Source organism: Pinisolibacter sp. (genome assembly GCF_036782435.1).
Lineage (GTDB): Bacteria > Pseudomonadota > Alphaproteobacteria > Rhizobiales > Ancalomicrobiaceae > CALBKH01.
This window is the reverse complement of the sequence record NZ_DAIPZB010000009.1, coordinates 57,166-74,401: the sequence shown is the minus strand read 5'-3', so window position 1 is coordinate 74,401 and position 17,236 is coordinate 57,166. Positions and strand designations below refer to the sequence as shown.

The following is a 17,236-nucleotide window of genomic DNA, read 5'->3' as shown; positions in this document are numbered from 1 at the left end:
GGCCGAGCAGAGCATGCGGAGAGCGTGACGACGATGTCCCCGGTGGCTTCCATGGTGCTGACGACCGTGACCGCGCCTTATGGCGTGAAGGTGTCGGCGCGTGAACTCGCCGACAGGCTTCAGGATCCGGCGAGCGCTGCGGTCTTCGACGCACCGACTTTTGCTTTCTTTTCCGAGGTGAGCCCCAGGCTCCAGGCCGCATTCATCGAAGAAATGGGTGTGAGCAAGGCCGATGCGGCCGTAGTTGCGGCCCTCTTCTCCGACGCGGCCGGTTATGAGCTGCCTCTGGCTGTTCGCTCGTGAACACGCCGAACCCCAGTCGATGGGGTGAACTGTTCGACCAAGCGATGCTGATCATCGATCAGGCCAATGGCGAGGGCGATATTGTCGGCGCGTGGACTTTCGGCGGCGGTACGGCTCTGATGCTGCAGATCGGGCACCGACAGAGCCACGACATAGATCTCTTCGTCGACGACCCGCAGATTCTGCCCTACCTGAACCCCAACACTCAGGGTTATCGGATGGATGTGGCGCCGTCGTCCTATGACAGCGACGGGACGCGATCTCTCAAGCTGTCCTTCGATGGGATCGGAGAAATCGACTTTATTTGCACCGGCTCCCTATCGGAGAACCCGACGGTCGAGACGGAGGTGCGCGGACGGATGGTGCGGGTCGAGACCCCGCTGGAGATCATCACGAAGAAGCTCGTCTATCGCGGTTCTCACCTGCAACCACGCGACATGTTCGATATTGCCGCCGTCCTCTTGCGGCGAGGTTCAGATGAACTCGAAGCGGGTTTGCGGGCGCACGTTGACGCGTGTCGTGTCGCTCTTTCGGCCGCCGAGCGCTTCTCGTCGTCATCAGCGACGAGCATCATGAGCAAGCTGATGATCCAGAGCGGTTTCGAAGAACTGCCGGACACGGCTCAGAATGTCGTCATCACCTTTCTTCGGCGCGTCGTCGCCGGCTGAACGCTGGGTCGATGGGAGCAAAGCTCACGAACTTCTGCCAGAATTCTCTATCAAGCGGCCCCGTCTTTCCCTTGAGCCCGCCCAGCTGATCCGCCCGAGCGTCTCGTAGAGCGTCGATCGGGCGATTTCGGGCGGTGGCAGATTCTCGACTTGCTGACGCCCTCGCTGAAGAGACCGAATATTTTCAGTGTCACAGGGTCATCGAAGCGTTGGTTGACGCAGCAATTGCAGTGCCACCAACGACGCCGAAAGGACACAGGCCGCTCCGACCAGGAAGGTGGACCCGAGCCCGACGCCACCAGCGACGATGCCCAGCACCGGACCCGTCATCCCCAGCGCAAGGTCGAGACAGGCGGTATAGGCGCCCATGGTGATGCCTCGACTTTCGGGAGGGGTGCGCCGCACCGCCTCGACGCCGAGCCCCGGGAATACGAGCGCATAACCGAGGCCGGTCAATGCGGCCCCGATCGCGGCCGGAACGATGGAGGACGCCAGCCCCATGAGCGCGAGACCAGCCGCTTCCAGCACGACGCAAACGAGTGCGACCCTGGCTCCGCCGAGCTTGTCGGGAAGGTGACCGACCAGCAGGCGCGCGAGGATGAGCGCGACCGCATAGGCGGTGAATGCCAGCCAAACCGGCATCCAACCACGCTCGGCAAACAGAAGCGAAGCGAAGGACAGGATGACGCCGAAGCCGACGCTGGCGAGCGCGGCCCCGAGGCCGGGCAACCAGATCGTCTTCAGAACTGCCGCCATGCCGTGAGGTTCCCGGCGATCCGGCTTCTGTTGATCGCGCAACGGCGCCACGAGCAACAACGTCGCGAGCGATGCGAGCATGGTGACTGCCGCGACGCCTGTGAAGCCGGTGCGATCGTAGATCGCCACACCGATTGGTGCGCTGGCCGCGAAAGCGGCGAACATCGCCGTGCCCATCCATGCGATGACTTGGCCGGCGTTGGTGGCACCGACGCGGGCAAGCCCCCAGACCGTTGCTCCGGTGATGACGAAGCTCTCGGCGCCGCCGAGTACGGCTCGGCCAACCAGGAGGACGATGACCGAGGTGGTCGAGTTCGCGGCGAACTGGAGCGACGCGAGGTAGATCAATCCAGCGGCCGCTGCTGCTGCCAAACCGATCGAGACTGCGGTTTTCGCCCCACGGACGTCACAGGTCCGGCCGGACCAGACGCGCGAGAATAGAGAAGCAGCGAACTGGCTGCCCGTGACGAGGCCGACGATGGCGGGGCCGAAGCCGAGGGTGTGGTGGACGTGAAGCGGCAGCACCGGAAGGCCGAGCCCGATCGCGAGGAACGCGATCAGGACGACGGCGAAGATCGGCGTCAGTTCGGCGACGACGGTCTTTTGCGGCGTTGCGGCGTCCGAGGCTCGGGGCATGTCAGGGCACGCTCCGAATTCGGTCCGACGTGAAGAGGTAGTCCTGCGAGGCCTGCGACACGTGACAGGAACGGCAGCGATCGAGGTTTTCGCTGGTCTTGACCGTGCGATCCGGATTGAACCACTGGAACTCCCAATCACCGGTACGGAGTCCCGGTGGATGTAGGGTGCTCCAACCGATGCGCTTTTCGAGAACGACGTAACGGAAGAGGACGTCGGAGCGATAGTCTTCCATCGTGATGACGGTGCCGCTCGGCAGCGGTTTGCCCGCCTTCAACGCATCGACGGCCTCCCGACTGGTAAACAGTTCTTCACGAGTGTCGCCGCGATTGATCGTCGCGTAATGCACGCCCTTCGCGTAGCCCGACGGGAACCGTACCGGAGTGTCTTCCGCATGAACCGCGACGACGCAAGCGAAGGCGAGGCCCGCAGCGATCGCTGCGCGCAATGAAAGGGACCTGTTCATGGGGATCCTCGGTGACCTAGAGATCGGCGAGCGTGTAGCCCGGCTTCTTGTAGAGCTGTTCCGGCTTTCCGGTGATGTCGGGTTTGAAGACCTTCTCGGCCCAGTCTCTGGGCGTGACCTCTTCCATGGCGACCGACACCGAGGCCTCGCCGTAGTTCAGGATCGACATGACGGCTTCGGCGATCGCATCGGCGAGCTTCTGTTTTTGCTGCTCCGATCTGCCGGGCCAGAGTTTGATGACGACGTGCGGCATCGCCGCTTCCTCACGGTCTCAGCAGGGCTTTGATCGCCCGGCGCTCGTCCATGGCGCGGTAGGCCTCGGCCACCTGCTCCAGCGGCAGTTCCAGATCGAACACTTTTCCCGGGTGGATCTTGCCGGTCCATACGAGGTCGATCAGATCGGGAAGGAAGCGGCGGACCGGCGCCGGACCGCCGTGCAGATGAATATGAGCGAAGAACAACGCCGCGCCGTCGAGGCTCACCCCGTGCGGCACACCGACGAAACTCATGTGACCGCCCTTGCGAGTGCAACCGATGGCTTGCGTGAACGACCCCTGCGTGCCGACGCATTCCAGAACGCAGTCGGCGCCGACGCCGTCGGTCAGCTCCATCACCCGGGCGATGCCGGCCTCTCCGCGCTCGGCGACGATGTCGGTGGCGCCGAACTCGCGAGCCAGCGTCTGCCGCGTGGGGTGCCCGCTCATTGCGATGATCCGTTCCGCCCCCTTCAGCTTCGCCGACAATACGGCGAGCAGGCCGACGGCGCCGTCGCCGACCACCACCACCGTCTTGGCCGGCGCCACTTCCGCCGCCTCCGCGGCAAACCAGCCCGTGCCCATCACATCGGAGAGCGTCAGGAGATCGGGGATCATCGAAGCCGGCGGCATCTCGGGCGTCGCCACCAGCGTACCGTCGGCGAGCGGCACGCGCAGCATGCCGGCCTGGGCATTGCCGACCAGCTCGCGATGAACGCAAGAGGATTGATAGCCCGCCAGGCAGTTCGGGCAGGTGCCGTCGGAGGCGAAGAACGAGCCGATGACGAACTGACCCGGCTTCACCGTCGTCACTGCACTGCCGACCTCGACGACCTCGCCGCAGTACTCGTGGCCCATCCGCGTCGGCTGGGCGAGGGGCTGGATGCCGCGATAGGGCCAGAGGTCGGAGCCGCAGACACAGGTGGCCGCGATGCGGATGACGGCATCGGTCGGCTTTTCGATGGAGGGTACGGCAACCGCCTCGAAGCGGATGTCACGAGCCCCGTGGAGCATGGTGGCTTTCATCGGATTCACTCCTCTGCTCGATCGTTCATTTCGCCGCTTCTTCGAAGGCCTTGCGTGCGATCGGCAAGGCCGTGTTGGCGACCGGCCAACCGCCGTAGAAGGCGAGATGCGTGATGGTCTCGACGATCTCGTCCTTGGTCACGCCGTTTTCGAGCGCACGCTTCAAATGGAACGGCAATTCGTTGTGCCGGTAGAGCGCGATGAGCGCGGTGACCGTGACGAGGCTCCGATCTCGCGGGCTCAAGTTCGGTCGCTCCCAGAGGTCGCCGAACAGCACCTTGTCGGTGTAGTCGGCCAACGCCGGGGCGATGTCACCAAAGTTCTTGCGCGCGTTCGACGGTGCAGTTGCCATCGCGTCGTCCCCTGCTGTGAGAGCGCCGACCGCCAGTGCGGCGGATCCAGCGACGAAGAAACGGCGATCCATGAGTACCTCTTCGTTTCAACGTTGGTACTGTTCGTCGGATACCTTTTCGAGCCAATCGACCGCCTTGCCGTCGAGCTGCTCCTGAATCGCGATGTGTGTCATGGCAGTCGTCGGCGCAGCGCCGTGCCAATGCCGCTCGCCGGGTTCGAACCGGACGACGTCGCCCGGATGGATTTCGTCGATCGGTCCGCCGTCGCGCTGCACCCAGCCGCAACCGGACGTAACGATGAGCGTCTGGCCGAGCGGGTGGGTATGCCAAGCGGTGCGAGCACCCGGTTCGAAAGTGACGGCCCCGCCCGTCGCCCGGGCCGGGTCCGCGGGACCGAACAAGGGGTCGATACGAACCGTGCCGCTGAACCAGTCTTCGGGACCTTTGACGGACGGCGTGGCGCCGGAACGCGTGATGTTCATGGATACCTTCTCCCGTGGCGATCTCGACTGAGCCGCCGGACGTGAATTTCGAAGAAGGTTGTAGCCCCGTCCGTGTCATCCGATTAGATGCTATAATCGAATTGTGCTCATAGGCAGGGCCAATGAATGCCACACGAAACCCTCGACGATCTGGTTGCCTTTCTTGCCGTGGCTCGGGAACGGAGTTTCACACGCGCCGCCGCCAAGCTCGGCGTGGCACAACCGACCCTCAGCCAGACCATCCGCAATTTCGAGGAACGGCTGGGCGTTCGCCTGTTGATACGAACGACGCGCAATGTCTCACCGACGGAAGCGGGTGAACGTCTTCTCGCGATGGCGGGGCCTCGTGTCGAGGAGATCCGAGCGGAACTCGCGTCACTGCGCGAACTTCGGGAGAAACCCGCTGGGACCTTTCGTATTTCGGCGATCGATTTCACGGTCGACTATTTTCTCTGGCCGAAGCTCGAACCGTTCCTGAAGACATATCCCGACATCAAGATCGAGATCACGATCGATTACGGCATGACCGATATTGCCGCCTCCGGCTACGATGCCGGCATCCGTCTGGGCGGCGTCGTGGCGAAGGACATGATTGCGGTACCGATCAGTCCGGCGGCGCGGTTCGCCGTCGTCGGTGCACCGGAGTATTTTGCGGCGAACGCCTCTCCAGCTGTTCCGCAGGACCTGACCGATCACCGCTGCATCAACCTCCGGCTACCGACCTACGGCAACACATACGCCTGGGAATTCGAGAAGGGCGGGCAAGAGCTGCGTGTCCGTGTCGACGGCCAGCTCACCTTCAACGGGATCTTCCAGGTGATGACTGCCGCACTCGCCGGCTTTGGGCTCGCCTTCGTTCCCGAGGCCATGGCGGCTCCACACCTGAGCACAGGCCGCCTGCTTCGTGTTCTCGAAGACTGGTGCCCTCACTGGGAAGGATACCACCTATACTATCCGACCCGCCGGCAGTCCTCATCCGCCTTTGCGCTTCTGATTGAAGCACTTCGATATCGCGAGCCGGTCGCGTGAACAGGTCGTTCTCTGCTGAAGTAGTGGAGGGTGAGAAGCGAGCGTGATCGATGAACTACCTGAATGCGATCAGAGCTCTCGGTCGAGCGGCTGTCTATGCTTCGATTGCGCCCAGCCTATCCGCCCGAGGGTCTCGTAGAGCGTCGATCGAGCGATCCCGAAGCTGCGGCAGACTTCCGTCTTGCCGACACCCTTGTCGAGGGCATCGAGCACGGCCTCCATCGTGCGCGGATCGATGGCATTGGGGCGCCCTCCCCTTCGGTCTTTCCGTCCGATCGCAGCGACGGCGGTGAGGATGCGTTCGCGGCTGATGGTGCGCTCGCATCGCGATAGCGCGCCGACCACGTCGAACAACGCGTCGCCGTGTGCAGCACCGGCGTCGATCTTCTCGACCAGGGAGCGGAACCCGACCTCTCGCCGCCGCAGATCTTCGATCGTCCGGAGGAGATCCGGCATCGAGCGGCCGAGCCGGTCCAGCCGCCAGACGACGAGGCTGTCTCCCGGCTCGAGGACCGCGAGGCATTTCTCGAGCGCGACGCGGCCGTCGGATGGCGGGGACGAGGGCTCCTCGAACACGTGCTTCGGATCGACTCCGGCCGCCATCAACGCGTCGCGTTGGAGGACCGTCGTCTCGCGACCGTCGTCGAACGACGCGCGGATGTAGCCGACGAGCATGTTCGTCAAACTCCAAGGATCTCTGCAGGGAGGTAGCGATCTTTCTTCCGGAGGGAGGGCCGGCGCGCCGGCCCCACCCGTGGACTCAGGAGCCGGTCATGTAGTTGGTGATCACGCCGATGATGACGCCGATGATGGTGACGCCGGCGCCGATGACGATGCCGGCGATCGAGCGGCCGACGTGCTCGCGCGATCCATCGGGGTTCTGGGAGGCGTGGTAGAGCTTCACGCCGGAGATCCCGGCGAGCCCGATGCCGGCAAGCCCGAAGGCGCCCATGATGAAGAGGCCGATGTTGGAGAAGGAGCTCGTGAGCGAGGTGGTGTTGAGCGAGCTCGACGAAGCCTTGGTGCGGGCCTGGTTCAGGACGTCGAGGGGAGCGGAAGGGTCGACGGCGCCGGCCGGAAGGATGGAGAGGAGATAGATCGTCGCCATCGGGACGAGGTCGCGGATGCGCATGAGGGTTCCTTTCGAGGGCTGGTCGAGGGATCGGGAGGAGAGGGTCAGGTGCGGATCTCGCCGCGCATGATCTGAGCGATGATCTCATCGGCGAGCATCGCGGCGATCCGGTCGTCGGCGTCGTGGTGGCGGCCGGCAACCTTCTTCCAGGTGTCGTGGGCGGTGCCATCGGGAAAGCGGGTGGCGAGGACGCGGAGTGCCTCGTTGACGTCCATCCGGCGGTAGAGCTCGTCACGCACCTGCCGATCCTCCGCGCGGGTGGTGAGGGCCCAGAGCATGCGCGGTCCGAGCGAGTTGTTGAGGACGACCCAGCGCTCCTCGTCGCGCAGCTTGAAACGGGCGAGGAAGTTGGCGCCGCGTGACCCTCGGGGGCCGTGAACCTGCCGCTCGAGCGCTCGCTTCACCGCATCGGAGAAGCCGAAGGTTTTCCTAGCGGCCTCGCGCAGCTCGTTGCTGTCGGCGTTGAGGATCATCACCGTCGAGGCCATGTCGGCGAGGACTTCGAAGTCGGCGAGCAGCTGCGAGGCGAGGATCACCTCGAGCCCCCATTTGCGGCCCTCGCGCACGTCGGAGAGCACCTGTTTGGCGATGGTCGCGACGCCACCGGTCAGATGGTACTCGTCCATGCAGAGGCGCTTCGGCGTCTCGGCGATCTCGGCGTAGCGGTTCTCCCAGAAGGCGACGTATTTGGCGCGGACATCGGGTTCGGTCGGCAGATCCATCGAGCCGATCTCCTCGGCATGGCCGGAGATCTTCGACAGGAAGGCGTGACGGCTGATCATGAACATCAGCGCGTTGTTGCGCTCGGCGTCGGGCGCCTTGTGGCGCAGCGCGACGTCGTTGAGATCGATGGCGATGACGCGCGCCTCGCCGAGATCGAGGCGGGTCGGCCGGGCGAAGACGGGGAAGCGTTCGATGGCGGATTCGAGCGCGCGCTGCGCCGACTTCACGAGGGTTTCGCCGAAGTCCTCGGTCATGATCCGCTCGCCGAGGACGCGGGCGAGATCCTCGAGGATCGGCTCGGCGTAACGTTGGGCCCGCATCGCCGGCAGGATGCGGCCGAGCGCGACGAACTCGTCGACGATCCGCCACCAGCGGGTGCGCTCGCCGACGACGATGGCGGCGTCTCGGATGGCGCGATCGACCTCGGCGTCGATGCCGGGCTGGTAGATCGCCGGCGAGGATCCGAACTCGAGATCGGACTTCAGCTGAAAGAGCCGGGTGACGAGGCGAGAGATCAGCTGCTCCGACCCGTCCTGTTTCAGATCGAGGAGCGTGGCGAGGAAGTTCTCGACGAACACCCGCTCGCGCGGCAACGGCCGCCGCCGGCCGAGCCCGAGGCCGAGCGGATTGATCGCGTGGGCATGGTCGTTGAGGAGGCGAACGTAATAGGCCTCGTGGCGACGCTCCGGCGGCAGGGCGTTGCGGATGAGTTCGATGAGGCCGGAGGAGGAGACGCCGACGTCGATCACGCCGAGGAAGGGGAGGACGCGGCTCGGCTGGAAGGCAGCGAACTCGACGTTGAGGCGGTTCATCAGAACCGACTTGCCGGAACCCGGTGTGGCGAAGATCAGCGTCAGCCAGAAGAGCTGCTCCGGGCTCAGCGCTTCGTAGGGCATCATCCGCCCGTCGGGGTTGAGGAGCATGGTCTGCCCCTGCCGGAAGATCTCCGCGGTGCGGTGGAACGGGAACATGACGGCGAGATCGCCGAGGGGCGCGAGCGAGGCCGGGGCGACGCTCGCCCGGTAGTTCATGCCGGCGATCGTCTCGCACAGGGCGCGCAGAGGATTGTGCGGCGCGTCGGCGATCAGCGCGTCGCCCCAGGTCATCAACGCATTCTTCAAGGTGGAGCGGCGCTGATCGAGCCGTCCCGGCTCCTCGCCGGGCTCCACCCAGGTGCAGGCGGTGAGGCGGCATTTGACGATCGCTTCGCTGTCGCGACCGATGATCTCCTCGAGGGTGCGCAGGGATTCGAAGAGGTTGCGGTTCGAGGGGCTCGCCCAGGCGATGAGACCGGCCGCGACCTTGCGCAGCTTCATCGCCATGCCGCCGTCGTTCGGTGCCTCGATGTGGAGGCAGACACGGAACGGCAGGTCGGCGGATCGCGACGAGCGCTGGAGAAGGGCTTCGAGCAGTCGGTCGAAAGCGAGGATCGTCGCCGGGAACATGCGCATGACGGCGAGCGCGTAGCGGCGGCCGCCGACGGCGATCGTGCGCAGGTCCGAAGACGCTTCGGCGTTGGCAGTCATGATCTGGCGAGCGACCGTCGGGGCGAAGAAGGCGCCGACGTCGTCGTCGATCCGCTCCTTCGCCGCCGGATGGGCGCGGGTGCCCGGGCCGAAGGGTCGCCAGACCGTCGGGGTCTCGTGGAAGAGGATCGCCCGACGGACCTCGTTGAGATCGCGTCGGGATCCGTCGTCTTCGGGACCGAGGACGCGGACCTGAAGACGCGCATCGGTCAACGCTTCGACCACCCTCTTCACGAAGGCGGCGTGGGGGCCTTCGAGGGCATCGAGCTTCAGGAACGGGTTCTGGGCTTCACTCGCCGGCGGCAACGATCGCCAGAGCGTGCGGGTCTCTCTGATCTCCTCGGCGAGTTCCTCGGAGATCGCGGCGTCCGGTCGGGTCCATACCGCGACGAGGATGCGTTCACGCCGGGCACGGCGTTCGAGGACGACGCGCCCCTCTTCGACGATCGCCTCGAGCGAGAGCCCCTTCTGTTCGGCCGACCGGAGTTGGGCGGTGGCGAGGGTCTCGATGTCGGCGTGGGTGTTGAGCGAGCTCTCGAAGGAGATCGAGAGATTGTGCCCGGGCCGCTTCAGGATCTGCGCGAGCGAGCCGGCGATGCGCAGGATCGCGGCTTCCTCGAACTCCTCGTCGGAGACGATGGTGCGGGTGCCGTCGACCTCGATCAGGGTGCAGCAGGAGCCGTCGTGGGCATAGACGACGGGTTCGAGCCGGTCGGGGTGGAAGCCGGCGAGATCGCAGAAGCGGTCGGCGGTGTGCATGCTCACTCCACGATCTGGAGGCTGATCCAGCCGGCGACGATCGCGACGATGGTCATGGTCGCGCCGACGAGAAGGCCGACGAGGTGGCCGAGGACCGGCCGGCCTTCGTCGATCGCCCGATAGAGGGCGATGCCGGCATGTCCCGCGAGCGCGATGCCGACGACGCCGAGCCCGCCGGCGACGACCGCGGCCGCGCCTTCGCCGTAGCCGATGATCCCGTCGAGGACCGACTGGATCGTGCTCATTGGACGGTGACGGGTTCGAGGAAGAGGACGCCGATCATCGTCCGGCCGTCCGCCGACATCGTGTTCTTGCGGCTGAAGTTCTGGCTCGCCGCCGCCGTCAGCGCCTGGCCGAGCGGCAGGGTCGCGCCCATCGCCGCCTGACCCCAGTTGACCGAGTTGCCGGAGGTGGTGGTCGACGACGCGGTCGAGGTGGTGGTCGAGTTCTGCGCCACCAGCATCTGCCCGACCTGCCCGACACCCTGGACGAGGCCGCCGAAGGCGAGGCTGCCATAGCGTTCGAGATAGTGGTGGTCGACGTCGGTGGCGATGCCGGTGCGCCCCGTCCCGGAAGTGATGGCGACCGCCTTCAACTTCAGCGTTCGGCCGTCCTGCAGCACTGCCTGATCGAACTCGATCGCGCCCTGTTCGCTGGTGTAGGTGATCTTGCCCATCATGCGGACGTCGTGGAGCGGCCCGGGCCGACCGTATTCGTCGATGTCCTGAATGGTGGCGAAGATCGGCGCCGCCGGATCGTCCGAATTGAAGCCTCGATCGAGGGTCGCGGTGGCGACGTCGCCGGCGCGGGCGACCATGCGGACACGCACCGGCTGAACCGCGGCCGTCGGCTTCGGCCGTTCGCCCTTCTGGTAGGTACGCACGGTGAACTGTCCGGTCGGCGGCGTCAGTAGCGCCTGGATCTGGCTGTTGATCGCGGCGACCTGCGACTGGTCGGCCTTCGGTTCGGGTTGGACCGGCACCTGGACGTAGACGATCTGCGGCTGAGGCGGGGGCGCGGGCGCCGGGGCGGGAGCGACCGGACGTTCCGGCATCTCGCCGAGCTCGGCATTCGACGACCGCGAGATCACCGGTTTCGAAACATAGGACTGGCCCTTGTCGGCTGCGGCCCGAGCCTGCTCACCGTTGACGGCGGCGCGCCGGTCGGCCTCCTTGGGCCCGACCGCCTTCATCGGCTCGTTCTGCGGATTGGGGGGTGTCCCCCTCAGCTCGGAAGCGGAGGTGCCGCCGAGATCGGTGCTTTTCTTCGGGATGAGCAAAATGCCGGCGGTCCCGACCGAGAGGGTGCCGACGAGGCCGCCGATGACGAGATATTTGTTCATGGAACGTCCTCGGATCAGTAGGCGAGCGTCAGGGCGACTTCGGTCCCGTCCTCGCGGGCGACGAGAACGCGCGCGGTCGGGGTGAGGCGCCAGACGTGGACGTCGTCGCGATCGGCGGTCGCCTCGTGGACCGGGTTGATCAGCGTGATGCGACCGCGCAGGTAGAGCCGATCCCGGAAGAGCCAGGCCTGCACATCGCCGTCGCCGGCGACGCGAATGCGGTAGGCCCCGGCAGGCGGCGTTCCGGCTGCGAAGGCGATCAGGGAACCGTCGATGCCGGCGGGCGATTTCGGGACACCGGCCAGGGGCATCTTCGGGATGGTCGCGGTCGTCGTCGGCGCCGGGAGGCCTGAGACGCCGGAGGCTGCGAGCGGCGAGGCGCCGGACTTGGTGATGCGCACGGTGACGGGCACGTCGACGATCGGCTCGCGGGCGCCCGAGCGCACCATCAGCACGATCGGCCAAGGGTAGCCTTCGAGCTGGATCGAGACGTTGCCCCAAGTGTCGACGCGACAGGGCATCAGGTTGACGGTCGAGGGGCGGTCGGTGAGGCCACCCGCTCCGCCGCCGCTACCGTTGCCGCCGCCGCATCCGGCCCCGTCCTGAGCAAACATCCGCGGATCGTAGGCGACCGAGGCGACCGGCCAGGGCCGGTTCGCCGCGTCGGTGAAGGTGACCGGCGTCACGACGCCGAAGGCGAGGTTCAACTGATCGGGTGCGGCGGTCGCGGCGGCCGGCGTGATGGTGAGGACGCGGGCGCGGGGTTGCGGCGGCGTGCCGGTGCCGAGCCGCGCGGCCCCGTCGGCGGCGACGACCCGGTCGCGGATGACGCCGATGTCGCCCGGCGAGAGGATCTGGGCCCCGGACTGGCGCACCATGCGGTCGCGCAGTTCGGCGAGTTCGCCGGCGGTCAACTCGCGCACCGGTGGCCGCCCGTTCTGCGCGACCGGCGGTGCGACGACGGGCTGTGGAGCGACGATCGGCGGCGGCACCACGGCGGTCGGAGGCGCCTCCGGCGTCGCGGTCTGGGCGACGGCGGCGGTCGAGGCCCAAGCGAAGGCAATCACGGACGCGGATACGCGAAGGATGGTCACGGGGAGATCCCCTGGGTCACGAGGAGCTGGGTGGAGACGAGACCGTCGATGGCGATGCCGTTGGGATTGATCGGGCTCGGGTCGACGCGGACGATCGTCATCGTCAGGAGACGGTTCTCGCGCTTGGTCTCGGCGTTGGTCTTGTAGAAGACCTGGAGGGGGACCTCGATCTTCCAGTAGTAGCGACCGCGGATCCGGCCTTCCTCGGCGATGTTGACCGCGTCGGAGGTGACGGCCGAGACGGTCTGGTAGTTCTGGACCACCTTCTCGATGATGCCGGACGCGAAGAGCGCCTGCTTGTACTGTTCGCGGCCGCGCGCGGTGAAATACTGCGTCAACTGATTGTCGATCAATTTGCGCCAGTTGGCATAGTCGTAGGAGTTGAGGCCGACGGCGGCCGAGGCGGCGAGATCCTTGAGACGGGCCTGCGATACCGACGGTTCGGTGAGGGGGATCGCTTCGCAGACCGCCGCGCCGTCGCTGGTCCAGAGGAACGCCTTGATCGGCATGCGCCAGAAGGCGTTGTAGATCAGCGTGACGTTGGAGAAGAGCGACAGCGCCAGGAACAGGCTCAGGAAGGCGATCCAGATCCACAGCCGATTGGCCATGGCGACGGCCGAGGCCGTCTCCGCGGCGATCTGATCGGGGGTCTTCACGGGCGCTCCTCCCGAAGGACCGTTGCTTCACAACCGAAGAGGCCGCCGTCGACGACGAAGGGCTTCACGTCGGCGCGGGCGAGCGCCAGCGGAACGAGCAGGGCACTGGCGCCGATCGAGGCGGCGAGGATGCCGGAGAGGACGGAGGCGCGGTGCATCAGTCTGGCGATTTCTTCGCTGCGCACGCTCGGCGGCACCATGAGATGCGGCGACGGCGCGCCGAACCGCCCGAGGGAAACGGTCTTCGCCATCATGCGCCCTCGATGATCGAGCGGATCCGAGCGTCGTCGCCCTTCTCGTAGCCGACCATGATGACGACGCGCCCGTCCGGACGCGGCACGAAGAGAGTGGGAACACCCGGCTTCAGGCCGCGGCCGGCGGCGGCGAAGACGGCGGAAAAGGCTTCGAGGTTCTCGGTGAGCTTGGCGCCGAGCTCCGCCGGTGCGGCGGGACCGACCACGGCCTTCTTCGTTTCGAAGACTCGGGCCAGCGCGTCGACGCGGTCGTCGGCGGCGAGCACCGAAAGAGCGAGCGGCGTGCCTTCGCCGGGATTGCCGAGTGCCAGCACCGGCACCCAGCGCACGGCCAGCTTGCCGTGCAGCTCGGTGAAAGCCTGATGGCAGTAGGGGCAGCGCGGGTCGAAGAAGACGGTGATCGTCTTGCGAGCCTCGGTGCCGACCGGCGCATCGAGAGCGCCTTCGAGTTGGGCGAGGGAGTCGAGTACCTGGCCGCCGATCGCCGGATTGTCGATGGCGGCGGTATTGACCCCCGGAGTCGCGTTGATCGTGGTCGGTGCCCCCGGTGTCGCCTTCGCCGTCGCCTGCCGAGCCTGCAGGCGCACGACCTCCTGCCGCAGTCGTTCTTCTTCGGAGGCCGGCTGCACGATCGGCGTCCGGTTGGCCGTGAGCTGCGCCACCTGCGCACCGAGAGCTTCGACCTGCGACGACAATCTGTTTATCTCTGATTCGGACGGCCGACGCGGATCGACGGCAACCGAACCGACTGGGACGGGCGTTCGTCCGCCGAGTACGAACCCGGTCGTCGCGGTGATGCCGAGGAGAACCGCGGCCGAGGCCCAGACGACGTGCTTGTTCAGAATGTCCGACATTTCTCGTGATCGCCTCGGTTCGAATCAAAGCAAGGCCGGACCATATCGACGTTTGTTTTGATCGAAAAGCCCTATACCGAACGAATATGCTTCGCTATGGTTCGTCATGTATCGGCAAAAAGTAAATTGAATACGAACAGAAAGCGGGTACACGTGCGTGATGAACTTCGATCTTGGCTCGGTGATGACAGATTATGTAATCCGGAAAGTGTCCGGAAACCCGATGTGTTCTTCCATGAGCGCGAACCTTCGCATGGATTGCGTCAGATTCGTGCGCGGGGTCGTAGCGGCGATTTCTCTGTCTTCGGTTGTCACCTGCCTCGGAGTGTCTCCGTCGCCGGCTCAGGAATCTGGCGTGAACGGCAATACAACTTATTTATCTTTTATGGTGTCGCCCGATCGCTCCGTCGTGGCGACGGCTTCGGCCGGCGCCGGGAACTCGCCGTTCCGCTATGTCGACGGACAGAAGGCGCCGGACGCCGGTTACGCGCGGCCGGGCGATGCGGCGCGTGAGGAGCTCGAACTCGCCGTCGAGCAGCTGCGCCGGCGTCAGACGGAACTCGAGGACCGGATCGAAGCGCTCGAGCGGCGCCTCGGAGCGAGCGCACCGGCCGGGAGCGACCGATGACGGTTCCCGACCTCGGCAATTTCCTGATCTCGCTGACCGAGGTGTTCCCCCGGATCGTCCAGCTCGTCTTCGTCGGGCTCGGCGTGTTCGGCCTATGGGCGACGGGGAGCGGTCTCTACGCGCTCTACAACATCGTCTCCGGCGAGTTCAAATTCGCCAACCGCTCAGTCTCCTACGAGGGTGCCTTCGCCCGGATCGCGCTCGGCGGCGCGCTGATCGTCGCGCCGGTGCTGCTGTGGATCTCGGCCGACACCTTCGTCGCCGGCGGATCGACCACACAGGGCCTCTTCGGCTACGGCGGATCGTCGTCGAACTACTGCCTGGAGATCTACTACGCGGTCTCCACCTTCTTCATGGCGCTCGGCGCCGTCGCCTGGGGCTTCGCCGCGGTTCAGCTCTACGACGCGGCCGGCGGTGCGCAGGGCCGCACCGGGTCGGCCGTCCTCTATGTGATCGGCGGCACCCTCGCCTTCTTCGTCAACGACGTCGCCCAGCTCGTCTCCAACACGACCGGCATGAACGTCACCCTCTCCAACGTCTGCACGATCATGGGAGGGAGCTGATGTCAGTCGCCTCTCGTCTCGGCGCGCAGCCAAGCACCGATCGGCGGCCGCGCCTCGAAGAGACGCCGGTGCTCGACCTGCCAGGCGCGATAGCGCGCGGTCGCCGCGAAGGCGAGGAGCAGCAGCGCCAGCGTCGTGCCGCCGACGAGGGTCGGCAGACCGCCGGCTGCGACCGCCCATATGGCCGACCCAACGGCGACCCCGTCGGCGGCGAGGAAGGCGATCAGCGCTTCGCGGCGGCTCGCCGCCGCGACACGGGCGATCGTCTCGTCGTCGGCCACGATCGTCTGCCGCAACACCTCGAGCGGGAAGGACGAACCGCAGGCCTCGCAGATGCGCGCCCCGAGATCGGTCGTCGAAGGCACGAGCGTGCCCCCGTCACAGTCCGGACAAGGCGCCCGGCGCGGGCCGAGCACGTCGGCGACCGCCGCCCGAAACGTCCGGGTCTCCGCGCCACCGACGCGAGGGAGAAGCTTTCCAAACAGAGTCATAACCGGTGATACCTCGATGTTTAAGTTACAAAACACTTAGAATTGAGAAGTTGTCGTGTCAATCGAAGGAAAAGAAAGAATGAATGTATCGTTGCGGGTCGTCTCCGTGTTGCTTTTACTGTCTGTTGTTTCCGGCTGCGCGACTTCTAAAAGTTCCGTATCGACGAACGAATTCGTTCGATCGGAACTCAAGAAGCACGAAAACTGAGGGTATTCGTATGAGATCGCTTCACCCGGCCGTCCTCGCCGTCGCGCTGCTCGGGACGTCCTCGCTGACGGCCACCGCCCAGGTCGCCTACAACCCGAACGCCTATCTTCTGAACCAGGGCGCCTATCTCGGTCCCGGCTATGCCGGCGCGCAGATCAATCCGACGATCGCACCGCTCGTCGCCGCCGAGCAGGCGCAGCTCCTCCAGCTTCAGCAGGCCCAGCTCGCCCAGCAACAGGCGCTGGCCGCCCAACAGGCCGGAACGGCTCAGGCACAGGCGGCCGGTACGGCGGGCCAGTCCGGGACGACCCCGACCGTCGTCGTCACCGATCCGCGCAATCCCGATCTCTCGCGCTATTCGCCGACCTCCTACGGCGACAAGGCCCGGCTCGATCTCGTCACCAAGGCGGCGCACGGCGCCGGCATTCGGGCCGGGTTTGCGGAAGAGATGGAGCGGATCGCCGCTTCGCTGCGTGACGGCGAGCTCGTCGCCGACCTCGATCGCCGCTACGATTTTACGTCCGAAGTCACCGACGGGATCGTGCCGCCGGTCGTCGCCGAGATCCACGACGTCGCCGAGGTCGCCTCCGACCGCCGGCTGATCCTGACGCTCGGGAGTTTCGAGATCGTCCGACCGGCGCGTCTCGCGACCCGACCGCCGACTTGGCGCGACTATCTCCTCGTCGACGCCTATTCGGCGCCGGCGCCGACCGCGGTCGGTCCGCGCAACGGCGCGGAGCAGTCCGCCTGGGACGAGGCCTTCGGCTCGGCCAAGGAGATCGGTATCCGCGAGGCCCGGGCGACCTTCACCGAGAACCTCGATCGGCTCGATCGTGACCTCGCCGGCATGCGCCGGTACCACGAGCTCGCCGCCCGTGGCGCGTTGAGCCTGCCGATCGTGACCACCGGCAGGACCAAGCTGAGGATCTCGAAGAACGGCCGGCGCGCCGACGTCGATGAGCGAGTCGTCGAGTTGAAGGTGACCCCGAGCTTCAAGGCGGCCTCGCCCGCCGCGTTCCGGTGAGGATCGACC

General features: G+C 66.1%; 22 protein-coding genes. 6 read left to right on the top strand and 16 right to left on the bottom strand.

Annotation, left to right across the window (positions count from 1 at the left end; all coding sequences use genetic code 11):
- Window positions 1–51: 51 nt before the first annotated feature.
- Together V7Q42_RS05765 and V7Q42_RS05760 are read left to right on the top strand one after the other, a co-directional pair.
- Window positions 52–303 carry a hypothetical protein gene (locus tag V7Q42_RS05765; RefSeq protein ID WP_333823000.1) on the top strand — a complete coding sequence of 84 codons (252 nt, stop codon included), beginning with the start codon at window positions 52–54 and terminating at the stop codon, window positions 301–303.
- 44 nt (window positions 304–347) lie between these two features.
- Complete coding sequence (locus tag V7Q42_RS05760) at window positions 348–971, top strand: nucleotidyl transferase AbiEii/AbiGii toxin family protein (protein ID WP_333822998.1); 624 nt, start codon at window positions 348–350, stop codon at window positions 969–971.
- Window positions 972–1,169: 198 nt separating this feature from the next.
- On the opposite strand, the gene V7Q42_RS05755 is transcribed toward V7Q42_RS05760, so the two are convergent.
- The 6 genes from V7Q42_RS05755 to V7Q42_RS05730 are packed head-to-tail and all read right to left on the bottom strand — an operon-like array spanning window position 1,170 to window position 4,944.
- On the bottom strand, window positions 1,170–2,363 hold the full coding sequence (locus tag V7Q42_RS05755; RefSeq protein WP_333822997.1) for an arabinose transporter: 1,194 nt from the start codon (window positions 2,361–2,363) through the stop codon (window positions 1,170–1,172).
- A gap of 1 nt (window position 2,364) precedes the next feature.
- Window positions 2,365–2,829, bottom strand: a complete 465-nt coding sequence (locus V7Q42_RS05750) for a cytochrome P460 family protein (protein ID WP_333822996.1) — start codon at window positions 2,827–2,829, stop codon at window positions 2,365–2,367.
- 16 nt (window positions 2,830–2,845) lie between these two features.
- Window positions 2,846–3,082: a tautomerase family protein gene (locus tag V7Q42_RS05745; protein WP_333822995.1), complete on the bottom strand. Its 237-nt coding sequence runs from the start codon at window positions 3,080–3,082 to the stop codon at window positions 2,846–2,848.
- A gap of 10 nt (window positions 3,083–3,092) precedes the next feature.
- Window positions 3,093–4,109 (bottom strand): zinc-dependent alcohol dehydrogenase family protein, encoded by a 1,017-nt coding sequence (locus V7Q42_RS05740; RefSeq protein ID WP_333822994.1) that lies wholly within the window; start codon window positions 4,107–4,109, stop codon window positions 3,093–3,095.
- 25 nt (window positions 4,110–4,134) lie between these two features.
- The gene (locus tag V7Q42_RS05735; RefSeq protein ID WP_442958165.1) at window positions 4,135–4,533 is read right to left on the bottom strand and encodes a carboxymuconolactone decarboxylase family protein; all 399 of its coding nucleotides are present in this window, start codon (window positions 4,531–4,533) and stop codon (window positions 4,135–4,137) included.
- 15 nt (window positions 4,534–4,548) lie between these two features.
- Window positions 4,549–4,944: a (R)-mandelonitrile lyase gene (locus V7Q42_RS05730; RefSeq protein WP_333822993.1), complete on the bottom strand. Its 396-nt coding sequence runs from the start codon at window positions 4,942–4,944 to the stop codon at window positions 4,549–4,551.
- Window positions 4,945–5,070: 126 nt separating this feature from the next.
- Between V7Q42_RS05730 and V7Q42_RS05725 the strand changes: the two genes are divergently transcribed.
- A complete protein-coding gene (locus tag V7Q42_RS05725; RefSeq protein ID WP_333822992.1) occupies window positions 5,071–5,973 on the top strand; it encodes a LysR family transcriptional regulator in 903 nt (300 codons plus the stop codon).
- A gap of 69 nt (window positions 5,974–6,042) precedes the next feature.
- Here the strand turns inward: V7Q42_RS05725 and V7Q42_RS05720 are convergent, their stop codons facing one another.
- The 9 genes from V7Q42_RS05720 to V7Q42_RS05680 form a co-directional block, all read right to left on the bottom strand.
- A complete protein-coding gene (locus tag V7Q42_RS05720; RefSeq protein ID WP_333823027.1) occupies window positions 6,043–6,648 on the bottom strand; it encodes a recombinase family protein in 606 nt (201 codons plus the stop codon).
- 85 nt (window positions 6,649–6,733) lie between these two features.
- Window positions 6,734–7,105 carry a hypothetical protein gene (locus V7Q42_RS05715; RefSeq protein WP_217926889.1) on the bottom strand — a complete coding sequence of 124 codons (372 nt, stop codon included), beginning with the start codon at window positions 7,103–7,105 and terminating at the stop codon, window positions 6,734–6,736.
- 44 nt (window positions 7,106–7,149) lie between these two features.
- A complete protein-coding gene (locus V7Q42_RS05710; RefSeq protein ID WP_333822991.1) occupies window positions 7,150–10,113 on the bottom strand; it encodes a hypothetical protein in 2,964 nt (987 codons plus the stop codon).
- Window positions 10,114–10,115: 2 nt separating this feature from the next.
- The gene (locus tag V7Q42_RS05705) at window positions 10,116–10,358 is read right to left on the bottom strand and encodes a hypothetical protein (protein ID WP_333822990.1); all 243 of its coding nucleotides are present in this window, start codon (window positions 10,356–10,358) and stop codon (window positions 10,116–10,118) included.
- Window positions 10,355–11,455 carry a DotG/IcmE/VirB10 family protein gene (locus V7Q42_RS05700; protein WP_333822989.1) on the bottom strand — a complete coding sequence of 367 codons (1,101 nt, stop codon included), beginning with the start codon at window positions 11,453–11,455 and terminating at the stop codon, window positions 10,355–10,357. Before V7Q42_RS05700 ends, V7Q42_RS05705 begins: the two co-directional genes overlap by 4 nt.
- A gap of 14 nt (window positions 11,456–11,469) precedes the next feature.
- Window positions 11,470–12,522: a DotH/IcmK family type IV secretion protein gene (locus V7Q42_RS05695; RefSeq protein WP_333822988.1), complete on the bottom strand. Its 1,053-nt coding sequence runs from the start codon at window positions 12,520–12,522 to the stop codon at window positions 11,470–11,472.
- A gap of 23 nt (window positions 12,523–12,545) precedes the next feature.
- Complete coding sequence (locus tag V7Q42_RS05690) at window positions 12,546–13,205, bottom strand: DotI/IcmL family type IV secretion protein (protein WP_333822987.1); 660 nt, start codon at window positions 13,203–13,205, stop codon at window positions 12,546–12,548.
- Window positions 13,202–13,456, bottom strand: a complete 255-nt coding sequence (locus V7Q42_RS05685) for a hypothetical protein (protein ID WP_333822986.1) — start codon at window positions 13,454–13,456, stop codon at window positions 13,202–13,204. The genes V7Q42_RS05690 and V7Q42_RS05685 overlap by 4 nt, the downstream gene beginning before the upstream one ends.
- Entirely contained in the window at window positions 13,456–14,154 is a 699-nt protein-coding gene (locus tag V7Q42_RS05680; protein WP_333822984.1) for a hypothetical protein, read from the bottom strand. Before V7Q42_RS05680 ends, V7Q42_RS05685 begins: the two co-directional genes overlap by 1 nt.
- A 319-nt stretch (window positions 14,155–14,473) precedes the next feature.
- Here V7Q42_RS05680 and V7Q42_RS05675 point away from each other — a divergent pair, with 319 nt between their 5' ends.
- Together V7Q42_RS05675 and V7Q42_RS05670 are read left to right on the top strand one after the other, a co-directional pair.
- Window positions 14,474–14,941: a hypothetical protein gene (locus tag V7Q42_RS05675; protein WP_333822983.1), complete on the top strand. Its 468-nt coding sequence runs from the start codon at window positions 14,474–14,476 to the stop codon at window positions 14,939–14,941.
- A complete protein-coding gene (locus V7Q42_RS05670; protein ID WP_333822982.1) occupies window positions 14,938–15,504 on the top strand; it encodes a hypothetical protein in 567 nt (188 codons plus the stop codon). Before V7Q42_RS05675 ends, V7Q42_RS05670 begins: the two co-directional genes overlap by 4 nt.
- Window positions 15,505–15,506: 2 nt before the next feature.
- On the opposite strand, the gene V7Q42_RS05665 is transcribed toward V7Q42_RS05670, so the two are convergent.
- Window positions 15,507–15,869: a hypothetical protein gene (locus V7Q42_RS05665; RefSeq protein WP_333822981.1), complete on the bottom strand. Its 363-nt coding sequence runs from the start codon at window positions 15,867–15,869 to the stop codon at window positions 15,507–15,509.
- Window positions 15,870–16,213: 344 nt separating this feature from the next.
- Between V7Q42_RS05665 and V7Q42_RS05660 the strand changes: the two genes are divergently transcribed.
- A complete protein-coding gene (locus V7Q42_RS05660) occupies window positions 16,214–17,227 on the top strand; it encodes a type IV secretory system conjugative DNA transfer family protein (protein ID WP_333822980.1) in 1,014 nt (337 codons plus the stop codon).
- Window positions 17,228–17,236 lie beyond the last annotated feature (9 nt).

Bases quoted from the DNA above. Each gene is read 5' to 3' on its own strand.
- V7Q42_RS05765 (WP_333823000.1), top strand. From the start codon at position 52: ATGGTGCTGACGACCGTGACCGCGCCTTATGGCGTGAAGGTGTCGGCG.
- V7Q42_RS05760 (WP_333822998.1), top strand. From the start codon at position 348: ATGCTGATCATCGATCAGGCCAATGGCGAGGGCGATATTGTCGGCGCG.
- V7Q42_RS05755 (WP_333822997.1), bottom strand. From the start codon at position 2,363: ATGCCCCGAGCCTCGGACGCCGCAACGCCGCAAAAGACCGTCGTCGCC.
- V7Q42_RS05750 (WP_333822996.1), bottom strand. From the start codon at position 2,829: ATGAACAGGTCCCTTTCATTGCGCGCAGCGATCGCTGCGGGCCTCGCC.
- V7Q42_RS05745 (WP_333822995.1), bottom strand. From the start codon at position 3,082: ATGCCGCACGTCGTCATCAAACTCTGGCCCGGCAGATCGGAGCAGCAA.
- V7Q42_RS05740 (WP_333822994.1), bottom strand. From the start codon at position 4,109: ATGAAAGCCACCATGCTCCACGGGGCTCGTGACATCCGCTTCGAGGCG.
- V7Q42_RS05735 (WP_442958165.1), bottom strand. From the start codon at position 4,533: ATGGATCGCCGTTTCTTCGTCGCTGGATCCGCCGCACTGGCGGTCGGC.
- V7Q42_RS05730 (WP_333822993.1), bottom strand. From the start codon at position 4,944: ATGAACATCACGCGTTCCGGCGCCACGCCGTCCGTCAAAGGTCCCGAA.
- V7Q42_RS05725 (WP_333822992.1), top strand. From the start codon at position 5,071: ATGCCACACGAAACCCTCGACGATCTGGTTGCCTTTCTTGCCGTGGCT.
- V7Q42_RS05720 (WP_333823027.1), bottom strand. From the start codon at position 6,648: ATGCTCGTCGGCTACATCCGCGCGTCGTTCGACGACGGTCGCGAGACG.
- V7Q42_RS05715 (WP_217926889.1), bottom strand. From the start codon at position 7,105: ATGCGCATCCGCGACCTCGTCCCGATGGCGACGATCTATCTCCTCTCC.
- V7Q42_RS05710 (WP_333822991.1), bottom strand. From the start codon at position 10,113: ATGCACACCGCCGACCGCTTCTGCGATCTCGCCGGCTTCCACCCCGAC.
- V7Q42_RS05705 (WP_333822990.1), bottom strand. From the start codon at position 10,358: ATGAGCACGATCCAGTCGGTCCTCGACGGGATCATCGGCTACGGCGAA.
- V7Q42_RS05700 (WP_333822989.1), bottom strand. From the start codon at position 11,455: ATGAACAAATATCTCGTCATCGGCGGCCTCGTCGGCACCCTCTCGGTC.
- V7Q42_RS05685 (WP_333822986.1), bottom strand. From the start codon at position 13,456: ATGGCGAAGACCGTTTCCCTCGGGCGGTTCGGCGCGCCGTCGCCGCAT.
- V7Q42_RS05675 (WP_333822983.1), top strand. From the start codon at position 14,474: ATGAACTTCGATCTTGGCTCGGTGATGACAGATTATGTAATCCGGAAA.
- V7Q42_RS05670 (WP_333822982.1), top strand. From the start codon at position 14,938: ATGACGGTTCCCGACCTCGGCAATTTCCTGATCTCGCTGACCGAGGTG.
- V7Q42_RS05660 (WP_333822980.1), top strand. From the start codon at position 16,214: ATGAGATCGCTTCACCCGGCCGTCCTCGCCGTCGCGCTGCTCGGGACG.